Annotated in this window: 25 protein-coding genes and 1 pseudogene; 13 read left to right on the top strand and 13 right to left on the bottom strand. The window is 61.6% G+C overall.

Going from position 1 to position 17,778, the window contains the following annotated elements; genetic code table 11:
- Window positions 1-280: 280 nt before the first annotated feature.
- The 3 genes from XF30_RS13585 to XF30_RS38490 all read right to left on the bottom strand — a co-directional run bounded on the left by XF30_RS13585 (window position 281) and on the right by XF30_RS38490 (window position 2,519).
- Window positions 281-904 (bottom strand): imm11 family protein, encoded by a 624-nt coding sequence (locus XF30_RS13585; protein ID WP_057028650.1) that lies wholly within the window; start codon window positions 902-904, stop codon window positions 281-283.
- Window positions 905-1,155: 251 nt separating this feature from the next.
- Window positions 1,156-1,881 (bottom strand): DUF4261 domain-containing protein, encoded by a 726-nt coding sequence (locus XF30_RS13580; protein ID WP_225185422.1) that lies wholly within the window; start codon window positions 1,879-1,881, stop codon window positions 1,156-1,158.
- Window positions 1,882-2,345: 464 nt separating this feature from the next.
- Window positions 2,346-2,519 (bottom strand): hypothetical protein, encoded by a 174-nt coding sequence (locus XF30_RS38490; RefSeq protein WP_192893129.1) that lies wholly within the window; start codon window positions 2,517-2,519, stop codon window positions 2,346-2,348.
- A 331-nt stretch (window positions 2,520-2,850) separates the two neighbouring features.
- Here XF30_RS38490 and XF30_RS13575 point away from each other — a divergent pair, with 331 nt between their 5' ends.
- Complete coding sequence (locus XF30_RS13575; protein ID WP_109142994.1) at window positions 2,851-3,051, top strand: hypothetical protein; 201 nt, start codon at window positions 2,851-2,853, stop codon at window positions 3,049-3,051.
- Entirely contained in the window at window positions 3,048-3,272 is a 225-nt protein-coding gene (locus XF30_RS13570; RefSeq protein WP_109142993.1) for a hypothetical protein, read from the top strand. The genes XF30_RS13575 and XF30_RS13570 overlap by 4 nt, the downstream gene beginning before the upstream one ends.
- Here XF30_RS13570 and XF30_RS13565 read toward each other — a convergent pair.
- From XF30_RS13565 to XF30_RS13545, 5 genes are all read right to left on the bottom strand, one after another.
- Entirely contained in the window at window positions 3,266-3,535 is a 270-nt protein-coding gene (locus XF30_RS13565; protein WP_109142992.1) for a DUF6894 family protein, read from the bottom strand. The genes XF30_RS13570 and XF30_RS13565 overlap by 7 nt on opposite strands.
- A 125-nt stretch (window positions 3,536-3,660) precedes the next feature.
- Window positions 3,661-3,909 carry a hypothetical protein gene (locus tag XF30_RS13560; protein WP_109142991.1) on the bottom strand — a complete coding sequence of 83 codons (249 nt, stop codon included), beginning with the start codon at window positions 3,907-3,909 and terminating at the stop codon, window positions 3,661-3,663.
- Between the two features lie 274 nt (window positions 3,910-4,183).
- The gene (locus XF30_RS13555) at window positions 4,184-4,375 is read right to left on the bottom strand and encodes a CsbD family protein (protein WP_036043977.1); all 192 of its coding nucleotides are present in this window, start codon (window positions 4,373-4,375) and stop codon (window positions 4,184-4,186) included.
- A 332-nt stretch (window positions 4,376-4,707) separates the two neighbouring features.
- Window positions 4,708-4,899 (bottom strand): Myb-like DNA-binding domain-containing protein, encoded by a 192-nt coding sequence (locus XF30_RS13550; protein ID WP_109142990.1) that lies wholly within the window; start codon window positions 4,897-4,899, stop codon window positions 4,708-4,710.
- A gap of 185 nt (window positions 4,900-5,084) precedes the next feature.
- A complete protein-coding gene (locus XF30_RS13545; RefSeq protein ID WP_024343260.1) occupies window positions 5,085-5,312 on the bottom strand; it encodes a hypothetical protein in 228 nt (75 codons plus the stop codon).
- 130 nt (window positions 5,313-5,442) lie between these two features.
- Between XF30_RS13545 and XF30_RS13540 the strand changes: the two genes are divergently transcribed.
- From XF30_RS13540 to XF30_RS13515, 6 genes are all read left to right on the top strand, one after another.
- A complete protein-coding gene (locus XF30_RS13540) occupies window positions 5,443-5,640 on the top strand; it encodes a hypothetical protein (RefSeq protein ID WP_036007640.1) in 198 nt (65 codons plus the stop codon).
- A 158-nt stretch (window positions 5,641-5,798) separates the two neighbouring features.
- The gene (locus XF30_RS13535) at window positions 5,799-6,119 is read left to right on the top strand and encodes a hypothetical protein (RefSeq protein ID WP_109145701.1); all 321 of its coding nucleotides are present in this window, start codon (window positions 5,799-5,801) and stop codon (window positions 6,117-6,119) included.
- Window positions 6,120-6,179: 60 nt separating this feature from the next.
- Entirely contained in the window at window positions 6,180-6,806 is a 627-nt protein-coding gene (locus XF30_RS13530) for a hypothetical protein (protein ID WP_036007643.1), read from the top strand.
- Window positions 6,807-7,017: 211 nt separating this feature from the next.
- A complete protein-coding gene (locus XF30_RS13525) occupies window positions 7,018-7,203 on the top strand; it encodes a hypothetical protein (protein ID WP_109145700.1) in 186 nt (61 codons plus the stop codon).
- A gap of 151 nt (window positions 7,204-7,354) precedes the next feature.
- Window positions 7,355-8,641, top strand: a complete 1,287-nt coding sequence (locus XF30_RS13520; protein ID WP_109145699.1) for an NRAMP family divalent metal transporter — start codon at window positions 7,355-7,357, stop codon at window positions 8,639-8,641.
- A gap of 139 nt (window positions 8,642-8,780) precedes the next feature.
- A complete protein-coding gene (locus XF30_RS13515; protein WP_109142989.1) occupies window positions 8,781-9,995 on the top strand; it encodes a mandelate racemase/muconate lactonizing enzyme family protein in 1,215 nt (404 codons plus the stop codon).
- A 94-nt stretch (window positions 9,996-10,089) separates the two neighbouring features.
- Here the strand turns inward: XF30_RS13515 and XF30_RS13510 are convergent, their stop codons facing one another.
- Both XF30_RS13510 and XF30_RS13505 read right to left on the bottom strand, forming a co-directional pair.
- The gene (locus tag XF30_RS13510; RefSeq protein WP_109142988.1) at window positions 10,090-10,368 is read right to left on the bottom strand and encodes a hypothetical protein; all 279 of its coding nucleotides are present in this window, start codon (window positions 10,366-10,368) and stop codon (window positions 10,090-10,092) included.
- A 294-nt stretch (window positions 10,369-10,662) separates the two neighbouring features.
- A complete protein-coding gene (locus XF30_RS13505) occupies window positions 10,663-10,872 on the bottom strand; it encodes a hypothetical protein (protein ID WP_036043996.1) in 210 nt (69 codons plus the stop codon).
- A gap of 332 nt (window positions 10,873-11,204) precedes the next feature.
- Here XF30_RS13505 and XF30_RS13500 point away from each other — a divergent pair, with 332 nt between their 5' ends.
- On the top strand, window positions 11,205-11,621 hold the full coding sequence (locus XF30_RS13500) for a hypothetical protein (RefSeq protein WP_063888446.1): 417 nt from the start codon (window positions 11,205-11,207) through the stop codon (window positions 11,619-11,621).
- Between the two features lie 72 nt (window positions 11,622-11,693).
- On the opposite strand, the gene rocF is transcribed toward XF30_RS13500, so the two are convergent.
- A complete protein-coding gene (gene rocF / locus XF30_RS13495; protein ID WP_109142987.1) occupies window positions 11,694-12,671 on the bottom strand; it encodes an arginase in 978 nt (325 codons plus the stop codon).
- 262 nt (window positions 12,672-12,933) lie between these two features.
- On the opposite strand from rocF, the gene XF30_RS13490 reads away from it, so the two are divergent.
- From XF30_RS13490 to XF30_RS13485, 3 genes are all read left to right on the top strand, one after another.
- Complete coding sequence (locus XF30_RS13490; RefSeq protein WP_036007657.1) at window positions 12,934-13,194, top strand: hypothetical protein; 261 nt, start codon at window positions 12,934-12,936, stop codon at window positions 13,192-13,194.
- Window positions 13,195-13,522: 328 nt separating this feature from the next.
- Window positions 13,523-13,657, top strand: coding sequence for a hypothetical protein (locus XF30_RS39810; RefSeq protein ID WP_260343353.1), 135 nt, complete (start codon window positions 13,523-13,525; stop codon window positions 13,655-13,657).
- A 766-nt stretch (window positions 13,658-14,423) separates the two neighbouring features.
- Window positions 14,424-14,639, top strand: a complete 216-nt coding sequence (locus XF30_RS13485) for a hypothetical protein (protein ID WP_036028847.1) — start codon at window positions 14,424-14,426, stop codon at window positions 14,637-14,639.
- Between the two features lie 598 nt (window positions 14,640-15,237).
- On the opposite strand, the pseudogene XF30_RS13480 reads toward XF30_RS13485, so the two are convergent.
- Window positions 15,238-15,420: pseudogene (locus tag XF30_RS13480) on the bottom strand (hypothetical protein); the annotation flags it as partial.
- 189 nt (window positions 15,421-15,609) lie between these two features.
- Here XF30_RS13480 and XF30_RS13475 point away from each other — a divergent pair.
- Complete coding sequence (locus XF30_RS13475; RefSeq protein ID WP_109142986.1) at window positions 15,610-16,443, top strand: metal-dependent hydrolase; 834 nt, start codon at window positions 15,610-15,612, stop codon at window positions 16,441-16,443.
- Between the two features lie 5 nt (window positions 16,444-16,448).
- Here XF30_RS13475 and XF30_RS13470 read toward each other — a convergent pair.
- The coding region (locus XF30_RS13470) for a tetratricopeptide repeat protein (protein ID WP_158284375.1) at window positions 16,449-17,778 on the bottom strand (1,330 nt) is incomplete at its 5' end.

Raw genomic sequence — 17,778 nt, 5'->3', positions numbered from 1 at the left:
AATGCTGTTTGGATGGCCTGCACGGGGGAGGCCGGCCGCTGGATTTGCGGGTTGTATCGTCCGACGTGCCGGTAAACGTTGTGGCACGAAGCTGTTGCCGACGTCGGCATCTGCCGGAAGGCTTCGGGACAGCGGAGGGCTTGGCTACATCACGTAGATCGGGGGAATCCCCCGCGCCAACAACGCGCAAGCACCTTCGGACGCGGGCGGTTCACGTGCGTTGATAGATCATTGAGTCTTGGGAGACTTTCGACGGTATCTCAGTGCGCTACGTCTGGAATCAACCCCAATTGATGTAGGGATTTCCGAATCTTAGACCTTTCAGGCCTGCAGCCTTACAAGCATCCTTCATTGCTTGACTACAAACAACTTTGTTCAAAAAGCGGGCTCGGAAGATATGAGCCGAACCGATGACCTCTTCGCGAAAGACGAACGTGGAATCCATCGCCGTGCCGACATACCGCCTGAAATCAGTCCCATCTTCCAGGACTTTGAAGTTCGACTTCTCCTCATCGATGACATCGAGCTCACGGACGATGTCGCAGAGCCAATATACCGGTGCTTCTCCTCTCAACGACCGCGTTTCGCATCTCAGAAAAGCAACCCCCTCTCTGTCCACCGACTCGAGAACGTTTTTCATCCGATCGGACACGAGCCAAAAGTCGTGAAATGGCTCCCAATCGGCCGGCGGCCGCCCGAGAGATCTGGCGATCAGCAGCCGCGGCGTTTCTAGGAGCGGAGGAAAGCTTCGCTTGCCTCGTGGTGAATACAGCACGGGGCCAACGCCCAAGGCGTCGAAATTCTCCATGTTCCAACCGGGCGACGTGCTAACTCTAATATCCCGTTCGAACTTGTATAGCTTTGACGACTTTTTCTTTCGCGCTGCAATACCTGACTCGGGCATCGTTTGTCGCTCCCTTGCCTATCGCTCGGCCCACGGCGCTTCTCAGAGCTTTGAAGTTCTCAAGCCGATTTCTTTGCGCACCATGGACTTGCACGTGGAACAAGGCTTGCGCGCAACAATAAAGCCCGCGGCTTCCCGCGAGCTTGATCGGCCTTTCTCCATGATGCCATTCTGCCAGTGTTTTGCCCGACGTGTCAAAGCGATTTCGAGCAGTGCAACTACCATTCGACACGTGCAAGAAGTTTGGGAGACTAGTGCTCGAATTCATCCGTACAATAGAACACCGGCAGACCTCCAAAAACATCAGAGTTCTTGTAGCGCACTGCAATCCGCTCGCTCGCACTTGCTCCGATCGTATCACCGTCCTTCACCACGTTTCCGTGCTCGATCAGATACACGGAAAGTCCTGCCACCTTGTCGAACAACGCCGGAAGCGCGAGCTTACCGGTCACGAATTCGATCTCGCGGCCGACAAACGCGGACAAGCCCATCGTGATCGCTCCGATCTTCGCACCTGACCGGAACGGAAGAATGTCGACCCATAGTCTAAAGGGATAGTCCGGATACGGTGCGAGCGACCAGCGAGACGCATCGAGCCAAAGATCGGCCGGCTGTGCCACCCGGCCCGCCCACACCACGCCGCAACATTCCGGCACGGTGGCAATCAATGCACCGATGACTGCAGTCGTAAGGCGGGCGGCGACCAGCGGCTGCTCAGATTTTCCGAGCAGCGAGACGATGATGTGGCCTTGATGGTTCGTTGCCACAGCCTCGCTTTCGGGCCAAGTTCGCGCAGCGCGCGCCCAAAGCCCCGGATCCTGCGGGATGGGCGCCGGCATCGACATGACCGCAACAAGCTCGTTGCCACAGCGGATGAGCGGCGAATTCGCTTGAGCCGGTTGCAGCTCGTCATCGTCCGGCGCCTCTGCTGCCAATTCCGGATGGCGGGCGTGAAGAACTTTGGCGACTGCTGACATGTCAGGCGTCACCGGTCTGCTCAACAGGACAAAAGAGAGAAGCGAGCTACTCATCAACGACCCCGCAGAAATTCCAGTGTGAGTCAAACTTCGGCTGTTCGCCCAGAGGTTGAAACCCTCTTTAGAACAAATAGGGAACAATGTCAATCGGCGTTTTCCGCGCTCCGGGTGAGCGCAAGATAGAGGGGTTCACGCAACAACAAGAAATACCGCGCGCGCCGTCGCCAGAGCCACACCGGGGCCGCCCTCCCATGAACAACCGGCAACACACCGCGTTGCACCGCCCATGTACGGATCAACGGCCGATCCTCTGTTGACGCGCGCCGATGCCGCCCTCCTCTAAGCAGAACGGCTTCGCCTCGCCCTGACGTCAGCGCGCGATCGCCCGCGCGATCTGCGACGACGCCGAGCAAACCCGCACCCTGCAGGCCGCCTGCTGCCAACCATCGCGATCGCGCTGACGGTCAACGCTCCTCGGTCGGCGTAGCGTCGCCGTCACCCTGGAAAGGCTCGTGCGTCCTGCGTCCCAGAAACGTATCGGGTGGCGTCTGCTTCAGCAGCTCGCGGCATTCGCGCACGATCTGGCGCATGTATTCGGCCAGCTCGTGGTCGGCAGGCAACGGCCGATAGACGGTCATCGCGGTGCTCCCCTTGCTTTGCAGGCGGGAGCGCGCTCGGTCTCTCAGCCACCGACGCCTACGGACAAAGCCTTGGCCGGTGATGCAACATCAACTAACAGAGGTCGCTTCTGTTCAATATTGAACTTTAGGACTCGCGCGGTGCAAATTGAGTAAGCCGCTCAACACGCTCAAGCTTCTCGCGAAAATTAATCCGCGCAACATATCAAATGATGTGACTCCGCTGTGCCGGTAGGCGTAAGGTTAATCCATCACCGCAAGGCCCGTGGCATCGATCGGTGATGAGAACGCCAGTTGCGCTCCCGCCCTACTCTCATGAGGGAGCACGCCCATGCAGAAGCGGCGTCGATTCAAACAGACCACTACGTTGCGCGAGAGACTCGCGGACGAAGCGGAGCGCTGCCGCGAGGAAGCGCGCAAATTGACCCCAGGCCCCCGCCGCGACATGCTGCTGCGCCAGGCGCGCCGCGACGAAACCGCCATGCAGATCGATTCCTGGCTGCGCTCGCCCGGCCTGAGGGCGCCGACATGATGCAATATCGCGCTTATCTCATCGGCGAGGACGGGGTCTTCCGCTCCGCCGAAGCGTTCGAAGCCCCGTCCGATTCCTCCGCCCTGGATTTTGCGAAGCGGTTCACGCGGCTCGGCAAGGTCGAGGTCTGGCAGCTCGGCCGAAAGATCGCGGTGCTGGACTCCGCGCAATTGTGCCCGCCCCTGCCCGAGCCGTCCCGGCCGACGCTGACGCGTCAATGACCGCGTGACTGCGGGCGCGACCTGAGATCTTCGATCTGGAAATTGAACTTCACCTGCATGACCGGGCCCGTCGCATCGCGCACCTCGATCGCCATTTCCTGCCGGTCGCCGGTGGGCGGCGCGCCGAGCATCGCATCGCGCGCAAAGTCGGCAACGGACTTGGCGGCCTCGGCCTGAACCGCACGCGCACTGGACAATTCCAGTCCCTCCTCGTCCAGCGCAATTCCATTGTCGTCGCGAAGGTCAAAGTAATATCGCGTCATGACCGTAATCCTCTGCCCCCTATAGCGCAGAGGGCGAGCGAAGGTTGCAAAGAACCGCAAAAAATCACTTTGGAAATCAGCAGGTTCCGGGAACACCGGGCGGCACGCGTTCGGGCCGCGCCGGCTCACTCCTCCGCAAGCTTGCGCTCGATATAGGCGTCCACCGTCTCGGCGAACGAGCGCTGCACGCCGACCGCGGCATCGTGCTGGTCGAGCGCATCGCGTTGGAGCACGCGCAGGCCCCGCCCGCGCATGCTTAACGGTGCGGTGTTCAGGTATTGGTCGATGGCGCCCTTGGCAAGCGGGATGGCCTTGGGATCGCCCCTGGCGATCAGGAGCCTGAGCAGGCTCTGGCATTCGGCCAAACCGGGCATGGCGTCTGTCACCTCTGCTGCGATTTCGGCTTCGGCCGCTGCGCCGGCTGGGTATGCGTTCCAAACAGCGCCAGCAGCAGCGCGACTTCTTCCTTCGAACCGATCTGGATCATGATTGTCTCTCCGTTTCGCTTGGTTGGTCGGCCCCGGCGGGCGCCGAGTTCAGGACGATCTGGTTTCAGCACTGTTTCAGGCGTGTTTCGTCATCGCCGTGGGCTTGGCGGAAAAGGAAAAGCCGCCCTGAGGCGGCCAGTTTGAGACTTTCCTTTTTTGGCTATTTCTTGAGGGCGTCAGAGGCGTCCCGCGCTGCGTCCTTCACATCTCCAGCGACGTTGTGGGCGGATCCCTTGGCCTTATCCATCTTGCCTTCGGCTTCGAGGTCCTTGTCCCCGGTAAGCTTGCCAGCCCCCTCCTTGATCGCACCTTTTGCCTTGTCGGCGGCGCCCTTCACATGTTCACGGTCCATGATCGTTATCCTCCTTGTCTAGCAGACGAGCACAACGAAAACGCTGCGCTGTCGTTCCTGCGAGACGCGCACCACACGAAGAACGGTCGATTGCGATGTCCATGAGCTGTTTACGCAGCTTGTACTTGTTGCTCGCCGCGGGTGTGCAAAAGTGGACAGACAGGGCCGTTGAGGTTTGGTTTAGCTCCTGCATTGGACGTGTAATTCTTACTTGCGATCGGCCCGGACGCTCACACGCCGGGTTTTTCGCTTGGTGTCCTCATCCGCCTTGAGCGTGAGGCAGACATCGACCCGCTGACCGAGTGTCGACGAGTCCACGCCCCCAGCACGCGCTATTTGCCGCGCCTCTGCATGACGCCGCGCAGCGCGATGCGGTGCTGCCAGGCCCGCACCCGCACGGCGGCTTCGCTCCGGTTGAGCTCTGCGGCAATTTCGTCGGGGCGGCGTCCGGCTTCGGCCAGCGCTTTCAGCCGCTCATGCTCGTCCGCCGTCCACCGCTTCAGCAAGGGATAGCGTGATTGCATGGTCGGAGTTGGCTCACCCGTCATTCAAGTGCGACGACAATCGACCGGGACGGACCAAGTTCCTATCTGGCCGCGCGTGGCGGACTGACAATAATGAACTTTGCAAAAATAAAGCCCGCGGCGGATCGCTCCGCGCGGGCTTTGTTTCGAGCGCAGGCTCGGGTGAGACTTTCGCTCTCAGTGCATCAGTTCGAGGTGCAGACCTTGACGGTCTTCATGCCGGCCTCGGCTTCAGACCTGGTCTTGTACACGGTGTCGCCGCTGACGACGGTCGTTTCCGTGGTCGTCGGCTTCGACTCGGTGATGGTGCACTTCTTGGTCTTGACGTCCTGCACAACGTAGAACGATTGCGCAAACGCGGGAGCCGCAACCGACGTCAGCACGGCGGCAGCAATGATCGCTTTGATGTTCATCCTGTCCTCCTCCAGCAGCCCGGTCCTCCAGGCGTGTGTTCTACAAACCCGACAAATTGCCACTTGTTCCCGGCCATCGCCCCCGAACCAACTCCGGGGGATTGCGTTAGCACGCAAACAGGAGGCTTCGATGCTGGACGTGCGGCTGATGACAACTTCCCTGGCGCTGCTGGTTGCACTGATGAGCGTGGCGCTGGCTGAGCCCGTCAAGGAACAGGCCGCACCTGTGGTTCAGGGCGCCACCGAAGCCCGCCCCATCCGCGTGATCCTTCCGGCGCCGTGGGAGCCCACCAAGGGCCAAGCCGAGTCTGTGCAATCTTCAAAGTAGCAGGTGGCGGACGCATGTCCGGCCGCGGCGGCAACTCGCTCGTCGTCGTGACCAACGAGCCGCGGCCGAAGAGCCGCAGCAAACTCATCCAAACCAATAGCAACCAATCCGACTCTCACTTGTTGTCGCCCGCACAATCACTTGCAGGAGACAACAACATGAAACGTATGACAGTGCTGGCCGCAACCTTGGTGCTGCTCGGTTCGGTGCCCGCGGGCGCCCAATCGCAGCCGGCGCAAAGCGGGCCGGGCAACAACGCCGTGAACAGCTCCGACCAGAACAACTCCAACGCGCCGGTCGCGGGCCGCAACAGCTTCACCGAGGGACAGGCGAAATCGCGGATCGAGGGCGCGGGCTATTCCAACGTCTCCGGCCTCCAGAAGGACGACAACGGCGTCTGGCGCGGCAAGGCCGACAAGGCCGGCACCAAGACCGACGTCAGCGTCGACTTCCAGGGCAACGTCAACCCCGCCAAGTAATTCGCGCAAGTCATCGCGCAAGTAATCGCTCAAGTCATCCGCGAGCAAGGAGATCCAGACATGACGACGACCATCTCTCGCCTGTACGACAATTACGCCGATGCCGAGCGGGCCGTGACCCGGCTCGAAAGCGCCGGCGTGCCGCATTCCGACATCAGCCTCGTCGCCAACAATTCGGACAATTGGTACGGCTCACGCTCCGGCAAGGTCGATCGTGACCGCGACGGCACCGATGATCGCGCCGAAGGCGCCGGCACGGGTGCCGGCATCGGGGCCGGGCTCGGCGGCGCCGCCGGCCTGCTCGCAGGTCTTGGCCTCCTTGCCATCCCGGGCCTTGGTCCGGTGGTCGCGGCCGGATGGCTCGCCTCGACGGCGGCCGGCGCGGCTGCCGGCGCGGCCACCGGCGGAATCATCGGCGCCCTGACCGAGGCCGGCGTCTCCAGGGAAGACGCATCGCGTTATGCCGAGGGCGTCCGCCGCGGCGGCACGCTGGTGTCCGCGAGGGTGCCGGACCAGGACCGCGCGCGCCTCGATGCGCTTCTGCACGAGCGATCGGTCAACCTTCAGGAGCGCAGCGCCGCATGGCAGAAGTCCGGCTGGACCGACTTCGACGCCGCAAGCCCGCCATTGTCGCCGGAGGATGTCGTCCGCGAGCGCGAATTGTACGGAATGGGCTCACGGCGATAGAGCGGCAGAGCTCCGACACGACAAAGGCCCCGCGATGCGGGGCCTTTTTGTCATCGCAGCGCCGGCGCGCGTCGATGGTGCCATCTTGCCGGTGTTTTGCCCGACGGGTCAAACTTTATCTCAAATGCCGCAAAGCGGATTGGCCGAAGTGAAATCTCTCCGCCTCATGCTGGGACATGTCGCCTGGACGGGGCAAGCCGGAGAGACCTCGATGTATTACGTCGCCGCTGCATTGCTGGTGCTGTCGGGACTGTTCTATTCCGCGAGCCGTCATGAGCTCGGCCAATTCGGCGCGAACGTGTGCAGCTACGGCGGCACGTTCTGCGATAACCCGGTGGTCCTCTTCACCGGCGCGGCGCTGGCCGCCGCCTGGGGCATGTTCGTCAGCATCAGGTAGGCCGATGATGGCAATATAGCCCTGTTTTGCCCGACGGAGCAAACTCGACTTAGCATTTTCGGAAATCAGCCGCCCGCTTCGGCAGCGGGAACTTATGGCATTCGATTCGCATTTGCTAAAGACGACGTCCCGCACCCGTTCGAGCCCGTTGATGAGCGACAGCGCCCTCACCCCGACGAAATCCGCGCCGACGCTGTTGCAACGGCTGGGCCCCGGCCTCATCACCGGAGCTGCCGACGACGACCCGTCGGGCATCGCCACCTATTCGCAGGCCGGCGCGCAATTCGGCTTCGGTCTGTTGTGGACCGTGTTTCTGACCACGCCGTTCATGATCGCGATCCAGCTCGTCAGCGCGCAGATCGGCCGCGTCACCGGCAAGGGGCTCGCCGCCAACGTCATGCGCGTCGCGCCGCGCTGGGCGGTGCTGGCGCTGGTCTCCATGCTGGTCGCCGCGAACACGTTCAACATCGCCGCCGACATCGCCGCGATGGCCGAGGCGCTCTCGCTCGTCATCGGCGGCCTCAACCACGAGCACGCGCTGATCTTCGCGGCCGGCTCGACCCTGCTGCAGGTGTTCGTGCCCTATCGCCGCTATTCGCCGGTGCTGAAATTCCTCACGCTGGCGCTCTTCGCCTATGTCGCGACCGCCTTCACGGTGCAGATTCCCTGGAGCACAGCGCTGCTCGCCGCGGTCTGGCCGAAGCCGAATGTCAGCGCCGATTATCTCCTGATGGTGGTCGCCGTGCTCGGCACCACCATCAGCCCCTATCTGTTCTTCTGGCAGGCCTCGCAGGAAGTCGAGGAGATGAACCAGGGCGAGCGCGACAAGCCGCTTCGCCAGCTCAAGCGCGGCGGCGATCACGAGCTCGACCGCATCAAGACGGACACCATCTCCGGCATGCTGCTCTCGAACGGCATCGCCTTCTTCATCATCCTGACCACCGCATCGGTCCTGCACGCAAACGGCATCACCAATATCGGCTCGGCGACGGAAGCGGCCGAAGCGCTGCAGCCGCTGGCCGGCGATTTCACCTTCGCCCTGTTCGCGACCGGCATCATCGGCACGGGCCTGCTCGCCATTCCCGTGCTGGCGGGCTCGGCGGCCTATGGCGTTGCCGAGATCTTCGGCTGGCGCGCCACGCTGGAGGCCAAGCCGGACGAGGCGGCCGGCTTCTACACCATCATCGCCGCGGCAACCCTGATCGGCTTCGGCCTCGGCTTCACCGGCATCGACTCGATCAACATGCTGGTGTGGAGCGCGGTGCTCAACGGCATCGTCGCCGTCCCCATCATGGCGATGATGATGCTGATCGTCTCGAACCGCACCATCATGGGCCGCTTCAGGGCCCGCTCCTGGCTGATCGCGCTGGGCTGGCTCGGCACCGCAGTCATGGCGCTCGCCGTTCTCGCTTTGCTCGGCTCGTCGGTGATCGGCTGACGCAAGGCCTGCTTCGGACGCGCTGCCGCGCCGCATCTCTGCATCTTCCCGCCGCTCCGCGCTTGGCTTAACAATGCGGTCCGGGCCCGGCTCAAGATCGGGCGACAAGAAAAGCCCGGCCGGGCGAGTAGGGAGCGACATGACCAAATCTTCAAAAGCAACGAGCCTCGAGATCCTCGCCTGCGATGCCGGCTGGAGAAACTATCATTTCGTCAAGCTGACGACCGAGGACGGCATCGTCGGCTGGAGCGAATTCGACGAAGGCTTTGGCTCGCCCGGCGTCGGCGCCGCGATCCAGCGCCTCTCGGCGCGGGTCATCGGGCAGAACGTCTTCCAGCACGAGCGCATCTTTGCCGAATTGTTCGCGGCGACGCGTCCTGCGGCCGGCGGCGTGGTGGCGCAAGCGCTCGGGGCGATCGAGAATGCGCTGCTCGATGCCAAGGCGAAATCGCTCGGCGTCCCCTGCTATGAGCTGCTCGGCGGCAAGATCCGCGACCGCGTCAGGGTCTACTGGTCGCATTGCGCCACGTGGCGCATCAACCACCCGTCCTGGTACAAGCCGGCGATCGAAACTCTCGACGGCGTCAAGGCGATGGGGCGCGAGGTGCGCGAGAAGAAGTTCACCGCGCTCAAGACCAACATCTTTTCCTATGACGAGGGCAAGCCGACCGGCTGGCGTCCCGGATTCGGCTCGCCCTTCGCGCCCGAGATCAACGTCGACCGCAAGATCCTGCGCGACCTGCACACGCATCTGGAAGCGATCCGCGACGGCGCCGGCCCCGACGTCGACATCCTGCTCGACTGCAACTTCAACGCCAAGACCGAAGGCTACTTGAAGATCCTGCGCACCATCGCCGACCTCGACATGTTCTGGGTCGAGATCGACAGCTTCAATCCGGAAGCGCTCGCCTACATACGCAAGCAAAGCCCGCACCCGATCTCGTCATGCGAGACGCTGCTCTCCTTGCGTGAATTCCTGCCCTACTTCCACGCGCAGGCCATGGATGTCGCGATCATCGACACGCCCTGGAACGGCGTCTGGCAGTCGATGAAGATCGCCGCGGCGGCCGAAGCCTTCGAGGTCAACGTCGCCCCGCACAATTTCTACGGCCATCTCTGCTCGATGATGAACGCGCATTTCTGCGCCGCGGTGCCGAACCTGCGCATCATGGAGATCGACATCGATCGTCTGTCCTGGGATCGCGAGCTGTTCACGCACGAGCCGGAGATCGAGAACGGCCATCTCATCATCCCGAACCGGCCCGGCTGGGGCACCGAGCCGAACGAGGAAGCCTTGCGGGCTCATCCGCCGAAGACGAGTGGCGGGCTCCTCAACTACGGCCGCAAGAGCTGAGAGGCTGAAGCATGATCCGGAAAAGTGTCTAGCGGTTTTCCGAAAAGATCATGCTCAAACGATAACCTAAAGCGCGATGACGATTCATCGCGCTTTACGGCGTCACGGGATTGACGGTTGGAGACGTCTTCGGCCGCTGCGGCTCGATCGGCGATTTCGGATCGGTCGGGAGCACCAGGGCGCCAGCGGCCCGTGCCGCTTCGCCCGTGGTCGCGTACATCGCGACGTGGGCCGGCTGTGTCTTGGCCCGGCTCCACGGGCCGTGGTCGACGATCAGCATGGCCGCAATCGTCACGCCCGCCACGATCAACGCCATCACGCCGGGGTGACGCAGGGCTCTGGACATGGAGTACGCGAAGCGAGCATTTGTCATCGAAGGGTCCGAAATTTTCCTATCGCAGGTTAATTCGGTCGAGCCCCCTCCGGTTCCCCTACTGTTGCGGCTCGTAGCGTTGGGCGATGCCGCGCCGGTCGTGGCCTCGCGCGAGGCGACGGGTTGCTGGGTGGAGTTCCCGGCTCGGGCACTCGGGGCGCAAGCTCTATCCCTCGCACACGACGCGCAAAACCGTCACGATGGTCGCCGAGATGAGACATGAAATCGCAAGCAGGGTCCAACTCGGCCTCGTGCTCGTGCGGGCCACGCGGACAACGAGCATCTTCATGCACGTCAACATTCATCCCTGGGAAGGCGGTGCAGATAGGCTATCCCGAAAGAGGCGAGCTCTTCGGTATCGCTTGGGTGCTCTTCCCACCTCCTCTGCAGATGGCGTTCCAGCAGACAGCGCCTTGTGTCGTGCGCGGCGACCTCGGGGTGCCGCGCCCGGTACACCGTCCAGGCGGTGTCCGCAGCGTTCTTCAAGACCTTGTCGTCGTCCATGCCTGCTCTCCGGAAATCCGAACCTCGTGGCGTCCCAACTTAAGGACAGGCTCCAAAGTTTCCGGTTTTTCCCGGTGTTCGACCATTTAATGATTCAGGGGCGATTTGATCGGATTCTTTCTCGGCGCGCCGCGCGCCGCTCGGGGCAGTCCCGAACCTCTTGGAGGCATTTGGTCGAACTGATGGGAACTGCAGGCGTCGCAGTCCAGGCCCGCATTCTCCGTGACGCCGTCCCGACGCCGAGCACCCATTGGCGTCGTTACCGGCCAGCAGCAACCATTGCTTATTCTTCCCGTTATTCCCTGGGGCAATGTGACGTGAGAGGTATGTTGATGAAGAAGATTGCAATGTCAGCCCTGATGGCCGGTGCTCTGGGCCTGAGCTCGATCGCAGCAACGTCTCCCGCCGAAGCCCATTGGCGAGGTTGGGGACCTGGCATCGCCGGCGGCCTGGTCGCAGGCGCCGTCATCGGTGGCCTTGCCTCCTCCGCCTACGGCTGGGGACCTGGCTATGGCTACTATGGCGGTCCCCGCTATTACAGTGCCGGTTACTACGGCGGCCCCTACGCCTACGGCTACGGATACGACGAGCCCTATCGATGGGGCGGTGGCTACACCACCACCTACTACACGGCGCCCGTTTCCTACGGCTATCGCTATCGCCGCGTCGTGCGCCCCGCCTACGCCTATTACGGTGGGTCCTATCCGGTCGTTCGGCACCACTGGCATCGGCACCACCGCCATTGGTGAGAGCAGCCGATCAGGCGCCACGAGAGCCGCGCTCGACATCGGCGCGGCCTTTCGCTTGCAGGCCAGCGGCCATCACTCGCCTGGTGCGATGGCATTGCTCGGCGTCGGCCGGTCCGTGATCTGCTGGCCGAACAGGCTGCCGATCAATTCGACCGCCGTGCGCGCGGTCCGACCGCGTTCGTCCAGGAACGGATTGAGCTCGACGATGTCGACCGATCCGACGACGCCGGAATCGTGCAGCAGCTCCATGATCAGATGCGCCTCGCGATAGGTGGCGCCACCCGGCACGGTGGTGCCGACGCCCGGCGCCACGGAAGGATCGAGGAAATCGACGTCGAAGCTGACATGCAGCACGCCATTGCTGGCCTTGACCCGTTCGATGACGCGGCGGATCAGGACGGCGACACCGAACTCGTCGATCTGGCGCATGTCGACGATCCTGATCCGGCGCGTGCGCATCAGTTCTTTCTCGAGCTTGTCGATCGAACGCGCGCCGAACAGATCGAGCTTGTCCGGGCCGATCGGGGCGCGTGGATCGTCGCCGAGCAGGCCGTCGAGCCCGGGCTCGCCGCACAGGAACGCGGCTGACATGCCGTGCATGTTCGCGGTGATCGTCGTCTCCGGCGTGTTGTAGTCGGCATGGGCGTCGAGCCACAGCACGAACAGTTCGCGGCCGCGCTCCTGCCAATGCCGCGCCATCGCATTGACCGACCCCATCGACAGCGTGTGATCGCCGCCGAGAAAGATCGGCAGCGCACCGGTTGTCGCGATCTCATAGCCTCTGCGGCTCAGAACGCGCGTCCAGCGCTGGATCTCGCGGTAATGATTGGCCTGTTCGGGCGGCCTGTCGGTGAGGTCCCGGACGTCGGCTATGGACAGATCGCCATAATCGACGACCTCGAAATCAAGGCTTTCCAGCAATGTCGCAAGGCCGGCGGTGCGCAGCGCCGCAGGCCCCATCAAGGTGCCGCGCTGCGAAGCCCCCATGTCGATGGGAGCGCCGAGCAAGGCGATGTGCCGGGCTCGATCCGTCATGGTCCGGTCGGTCACGGCTGTCTCCTGACGTCAGCAAGGTTCACCCAGCCTAACAGAGATTCGCGCCCGTCGTTTCCCGGGGAGCGCGCAAGCCGCCGCCATATCATCCGGAACAAAATCCCCTGCGCTGAATTGCTCATCCAAGGCCGGCACCCGCCGTCAATCACGGCGCCTGTCGCGGATAGCCAAAGGTCATGAGAACCCGCTGTTCAAAACGAGCGCTCGCGCGGATAGCCAAAGGTGCCGGCTTCGATCATCACGCCAGGAGGTCGCGTCCTTGAGCACGGAGATACCGCAATCCTCGTCCCAGCCCGGCATGGCCGAGCGTGCCATCGATACGGCCGCGGACGTCTCCCGCACCATTGGTGAAGTCGCCGGAGGCCTGCACGCAGCGGTCGATCGCCTCACCTCCGCAGTCGAGGAATCGCGCAAGCCCGGCGGGGCACTCGCGACGGTTTCCGCGATCACGCGCGAAGCACCGCTTGCCAGCCTGTTCGTCGCCTTCCTGTTTGGCGTCGCGGTGGCGCGCCGGCGGTAGCTGTTCTGCGACCGCCCCCTCGGTGAGACCGTCCTGCGTCAGGCCTGGCTCGGCGCTGCGGTCCGGCCCCGGAGCCGATCTACGTCAGAGCCAAGCGGAGTGCTACTTTTACCAACGAAAGGTCAGCGCCACAGAGTGTGGCGCCAGCATCGCCTTATACGGTCGAGAACGGCTAATCTAGCTGATGCTTCACGAAAGCGGCACTTGCGTGAAGCTGCTCGCCCCCGACGAAAATCTCCTCGCTTTATAATAGGAACGTCTCCGTTCCGGATGCTTTCCGGAAAGCAACGAGCCGGAGCTCCGCCAACAGTGCCGTGCTGCTGTTCATTTGCAGGGCAAGCCCGACGGATCGGCCCGCTATGCCGAGCACGTCAATTGCTACGTCCGCAATGGCGCGGAATATCCCAGCCTTGCCGCCCTGCTCCGCGCGATCGAGGCCGAACACGCTTACAACGAGACGTGATATGTAGGTGGTCCTCAGAACGTCCCTACGCTCTTCTTCATTGGCTCAGATCAGACCCACGATCATCAAGACTCCGATCTCAATCATGAGGAGCGTAGCCGTTCCCGCGGAGATGAGAAACAAATCACCGAGTGACAGGTGCATGATTTGCCTCACAATTTGCCCTAGAAGCGGCCCTTACATCCTTGGAACGGGGCGACAGGGCGGGATGATGGGGCCGCTTCTAGGAGGTCCTTGACGCGTTCATCCGGCGCCAAGCGGCCCTCATTCTAATCCAAATTTAAATCTCGTCCAGCATTTAATTCATTTAAAATGGCGTATTATATTAATATTTAATTGCGCCAGGACTTGAACGATGCAGTCCGCTGGGGAATTAGTTTCTTTACGGCGAGCTATCTATCTGCCCGAGCATGCGAGGGACACAAGCTGTGGCTGGCGACAGCCGGCAAGCAAGCCTCCTCGGGGCCTGACTGGATCCAAGACGATGACCGAATGCTGGCATGCGTGACAACGAGCGCGTGCGGCTGCTCTCTCTCGCAATGGCACCGAGGGACCAAGCGGTACCTGGATCGATGAGGCGGCTCTGAAGAATCGCCAGACAAGGAACCAGCCCGGCGCCAGCGCAGTGCTCTGCGGGCACAAGCAGCTTTAATCTGCCGGGCGCATGAGATTGGCTTCGGCGAAAAGCGGTGGCGAGCGGGAACGTTGAGACGGAGCTGAGGTTGATCGAAAAAGAAGAGATTGGCGGCGCCAGCTGAGCACACTGATGGACAAGACCTTCGTCTATGATGCGTTGAGGCAGGTCGAGCGCGATGTAGTTGAAGGAGAACGACGCCTTGCAGAGCAAGAGAGAGCGATCCTTCAGTTGAAGCGGGAAGGAAAGGATACCGCTACCGCTGAAATAGAGTTGGACACATTGCGCAGAGCCCAGCGTGTTCTTGATCAGGACCGACAACGCCTCCTTTCGCTGTTACAGCCTTGAACGGGTGACGGCATTCGACGCCTCTGTGCGTTAGAGCATGATCCGGAAAAGTGCGTAGCGGTTTCCGATAAGATCATACTCAAACAATAACCTAAAGCGCGATGACGATTCATCCTAATCGCATCGCGCTTTGGTGCATCGAGAAAATCGCTGCGGAGCCAAAGCTGACGCGAACTAATGTCCCTCAACGCTGTTGTCTGCGACCGCCCCCTAGTGAGACCATCCTCCGTCAGGACTGGCTCGCGCTGCGGTTCGGTCCCGGAGCCGAGTACCGAAGGCACTATTCGTCGCATTGCCGCGGTGGCACCTGCCAACGGTAGACTTCACCTTGAAGGGTCGAATGCTGAGCGCGGCTCGCGCAAGCGTCCGCCGATTGCGTTCGCGATGTCGCGGTGCTTTAGGCAGCAGCACGGCCGCTTGAGCAACTTGCCAACGCGAACAGCCTAACGTCTGCCGTGGGGTCATAAGCGCGCTTCACGCGCGAGCCGCCCCTTTCCTTGGCACGAATAGCCAGCGCAGGCAGATGCCGCGCAGTCGTTTGAGGGTGCGTTCTGTCAGAAAGCCGGAAAGCCGGGACGGGTCTGCTGGTGGATTCAGTCTTTTGTTTCTCGCCTGCGCTTCTTCCATCAGAGCTTTTCGAGCGCTCTTCGAAACGATCAGCGCCCTTAGCTAGATCCTGCCCCATCTTGCTCTCGGTTTTTTCTTCCTCCTTGGAAGCTGCTTCGCGCAAGCCTTCAGCGGCCCGTTTCCCCGCTTTTGATGATTTTCGTTCGTCGTCCATTTTGGCTCCTCCCTCATCAAGATGCTTGCCAAGAAACCGCTGGTCCTCAGCTGGGATGGACAACGTTCCAATTAGATCGCCTGAACATGGTTCCAAGTTCCGCGGGGCTCTCAGTCGGATCGCGTGCGACTCCGTCGAATACCGTGATAGAGTAATCACGAAAGCAGAAGCGGTTGTTCGGAGTTTCCAATGAAAGCCAAGTGGGCTCTCTTTGTGAGCTTCTTTCTCGTGATCGTCCCGGGCTATCCCGCAGCCCAACCGGTGGAAGTGCTTTGGCTTGGGCACGCAACGACCCGCATCACTAGTGTCGCCGGCAAAGTGATAGTGATTGATCCCTTCCTCACCAGAAACCCGAAGACGCCGCCTGAGTACCGGGACTTGAAGGCGATTGGAAAAGTGGACCTGATCCTAGTGACGCACGGCCACCAGGATCATATTTCCGATCTCCTCGATCTGGCACGTCTGACGGGCGCCAAGGTTCTTGCCAATTACGAGTTCGGACGAAATCTTGTCGCGCTGGGTCTCCTTGAAGAGAACAACGTCATTGCCATGAATAGGGGCGGCATGGCCGAGCCGCTCGGCCGGGGCGTCAAGATCCATATGGTGCCGGCCGATCACAGCTCGTCGCTCGACTACAATATTCTCGGCATAAGGAACCCTGACCAGTCAGCATCCATCCGGCAAGGCGGAGGGGCTGGAGTTTCCGTTGGCTACGTGATTGAGATGGAGAACGGCTTCAAGGTCTACCACACGGGCGACACCAGCGCCTTTGGCGACATGGCGCTCATTCGGGAGCTCCACAACCCGGACCTCGCGCTGGTGTGCATCGGGGGCTTTTTCACCATGGGGCCTGACGAAGCCGCTTACGCGGTTCGGGAGCTGATCAAGCCGAAAGCGGTGATACCAATACACTACGGCACCTTTCCGGTGCTGAACCGAACCCCGGCCGAATTCAAGAAAGCTTTAGGATCTACTAGTGTCCAGGTCTTGGACCTGGCCCCAGGTCAGGTAATGAGATTTTGAGGCCGCTAATCGGGCACGTTGGCGAGTCTAAGGCCCGTCGCCATGCGTTCCCAATCCGCTGAATCCTTGAAGGGATACCAGAAAGCAGTTCCTCGAATAGAGAGTGGGTCTAGTCCCTGTCGATTCTTCTCGGCCAACGAAAAGATCCGTTCAGCGTCCGCTTTCCGGCCCAAATGGCCGTAGGCGGCGAGAAGTACACGATAAGCCCATCGGTCGTCTGAATTGAGAGCGATAGCCCGCTCCAAGCTTGCCGCTGCACTTTGAAATTGCTCCAACCCGAATTGGGCCAATCCGAGTTCATAAAAGTAAGAAGGTGGGGAGAATGGATTGAGCCGCATGCCATGGAGGACGAGCTCAAGAGCCTTGGCCGGCTGACCGGCTAAGCTCAACGCTCCAGCGAGCGCGACGTAGGCGTTCGCGTCGTTGGGATCCATGCTGATTGCTCGCTCTCCCTCTTTGATCGCCTTCTCGTGCATTCCTTGCTGAGACAGAATGGCCGAAGCGACCTGATGATTGAGGGAAATCGGAGACTGTTGTGCTTTTGTAATGTACTCTTCAGCCTTCAAGCGCGCATCGTGCACCGATCTTAGCCCGAACCTCTCTTCCTGCCATTGTCTCCTTGCAATCTGCCAGTATGTGGCCGCGAGCGCAGCAAAAGCACGAGAGTAATTCGGCTCGATTTCGATCGCTCGCTCGAAGTGGCCGATCGCCTCGCGCGCGGCCTTCGGATTCTGCTGAAGGTACCTGTTCCAACCCTTCAGGAATTCGTCGTAGGCCACCGGGTTTTCGGTGCGCTTGGTGGCGATTTGCCCCTGCTCCTTGGATGTCAACTGAACCGCCAATGTTCGCGTGATCTTGCCGGCGATTTCGTCTTGCAGCCCGAAAACATCTCCCATCGCGCCCTCGTAGCGATCTGCCCAGAGCTGCCCGCCGCTCGCCGCATCGACCAGTCGAACGTTGATGCGAATCCGGTCCGCGGCTCGGCGCACGCTGCCTTCCACCACGTAGCGGACCCCGAGATCCGCAGCGGCCTTTCGCACGTCCACGGCAGTGTTCTTGAAGGTAAAGGTGGAGTTGCGGGCGACGACGAAGAGCCCGGCCACTTTGGAAAGCTCGTTGATCACATCATCGGTAATCCCATCCGAGAAGTATTCTTGGGCTTTGTCGTCGCTGAGATTGGAGAACGGCAGCACGGCAACTGAGGGTTTGTCGGACCGCACCGGGGTGCTGTCGCCCGCGTTCTGCACCCCGCCTCGCTGCTGGGCCCCCATCCACCACACGGCTCCGCCCGCGCTCGCAAGCACCAGGGAAGCGACGGCGATCGCAGCAAGGGCA

The sequence above is a fragment of the Bradyrhizobium sp. SUTN9-2 genome (genome assembly GCF_003122645.1).
In the GTDB taxonomy this organism is placed as follows: domain Bacteria; phylum Pseudomonadota; class Alphaproteobacteria; order Rhizobiales; family Xanthobacteraceae; genus Bradyrhizobium; species Bradyrhizobium yuanmingense.
The sequence above is the reverse complement of the archived record's forward strand: the minus strand, read 5'-3'. Positions and strand labels throughout refer to the sequence as shown.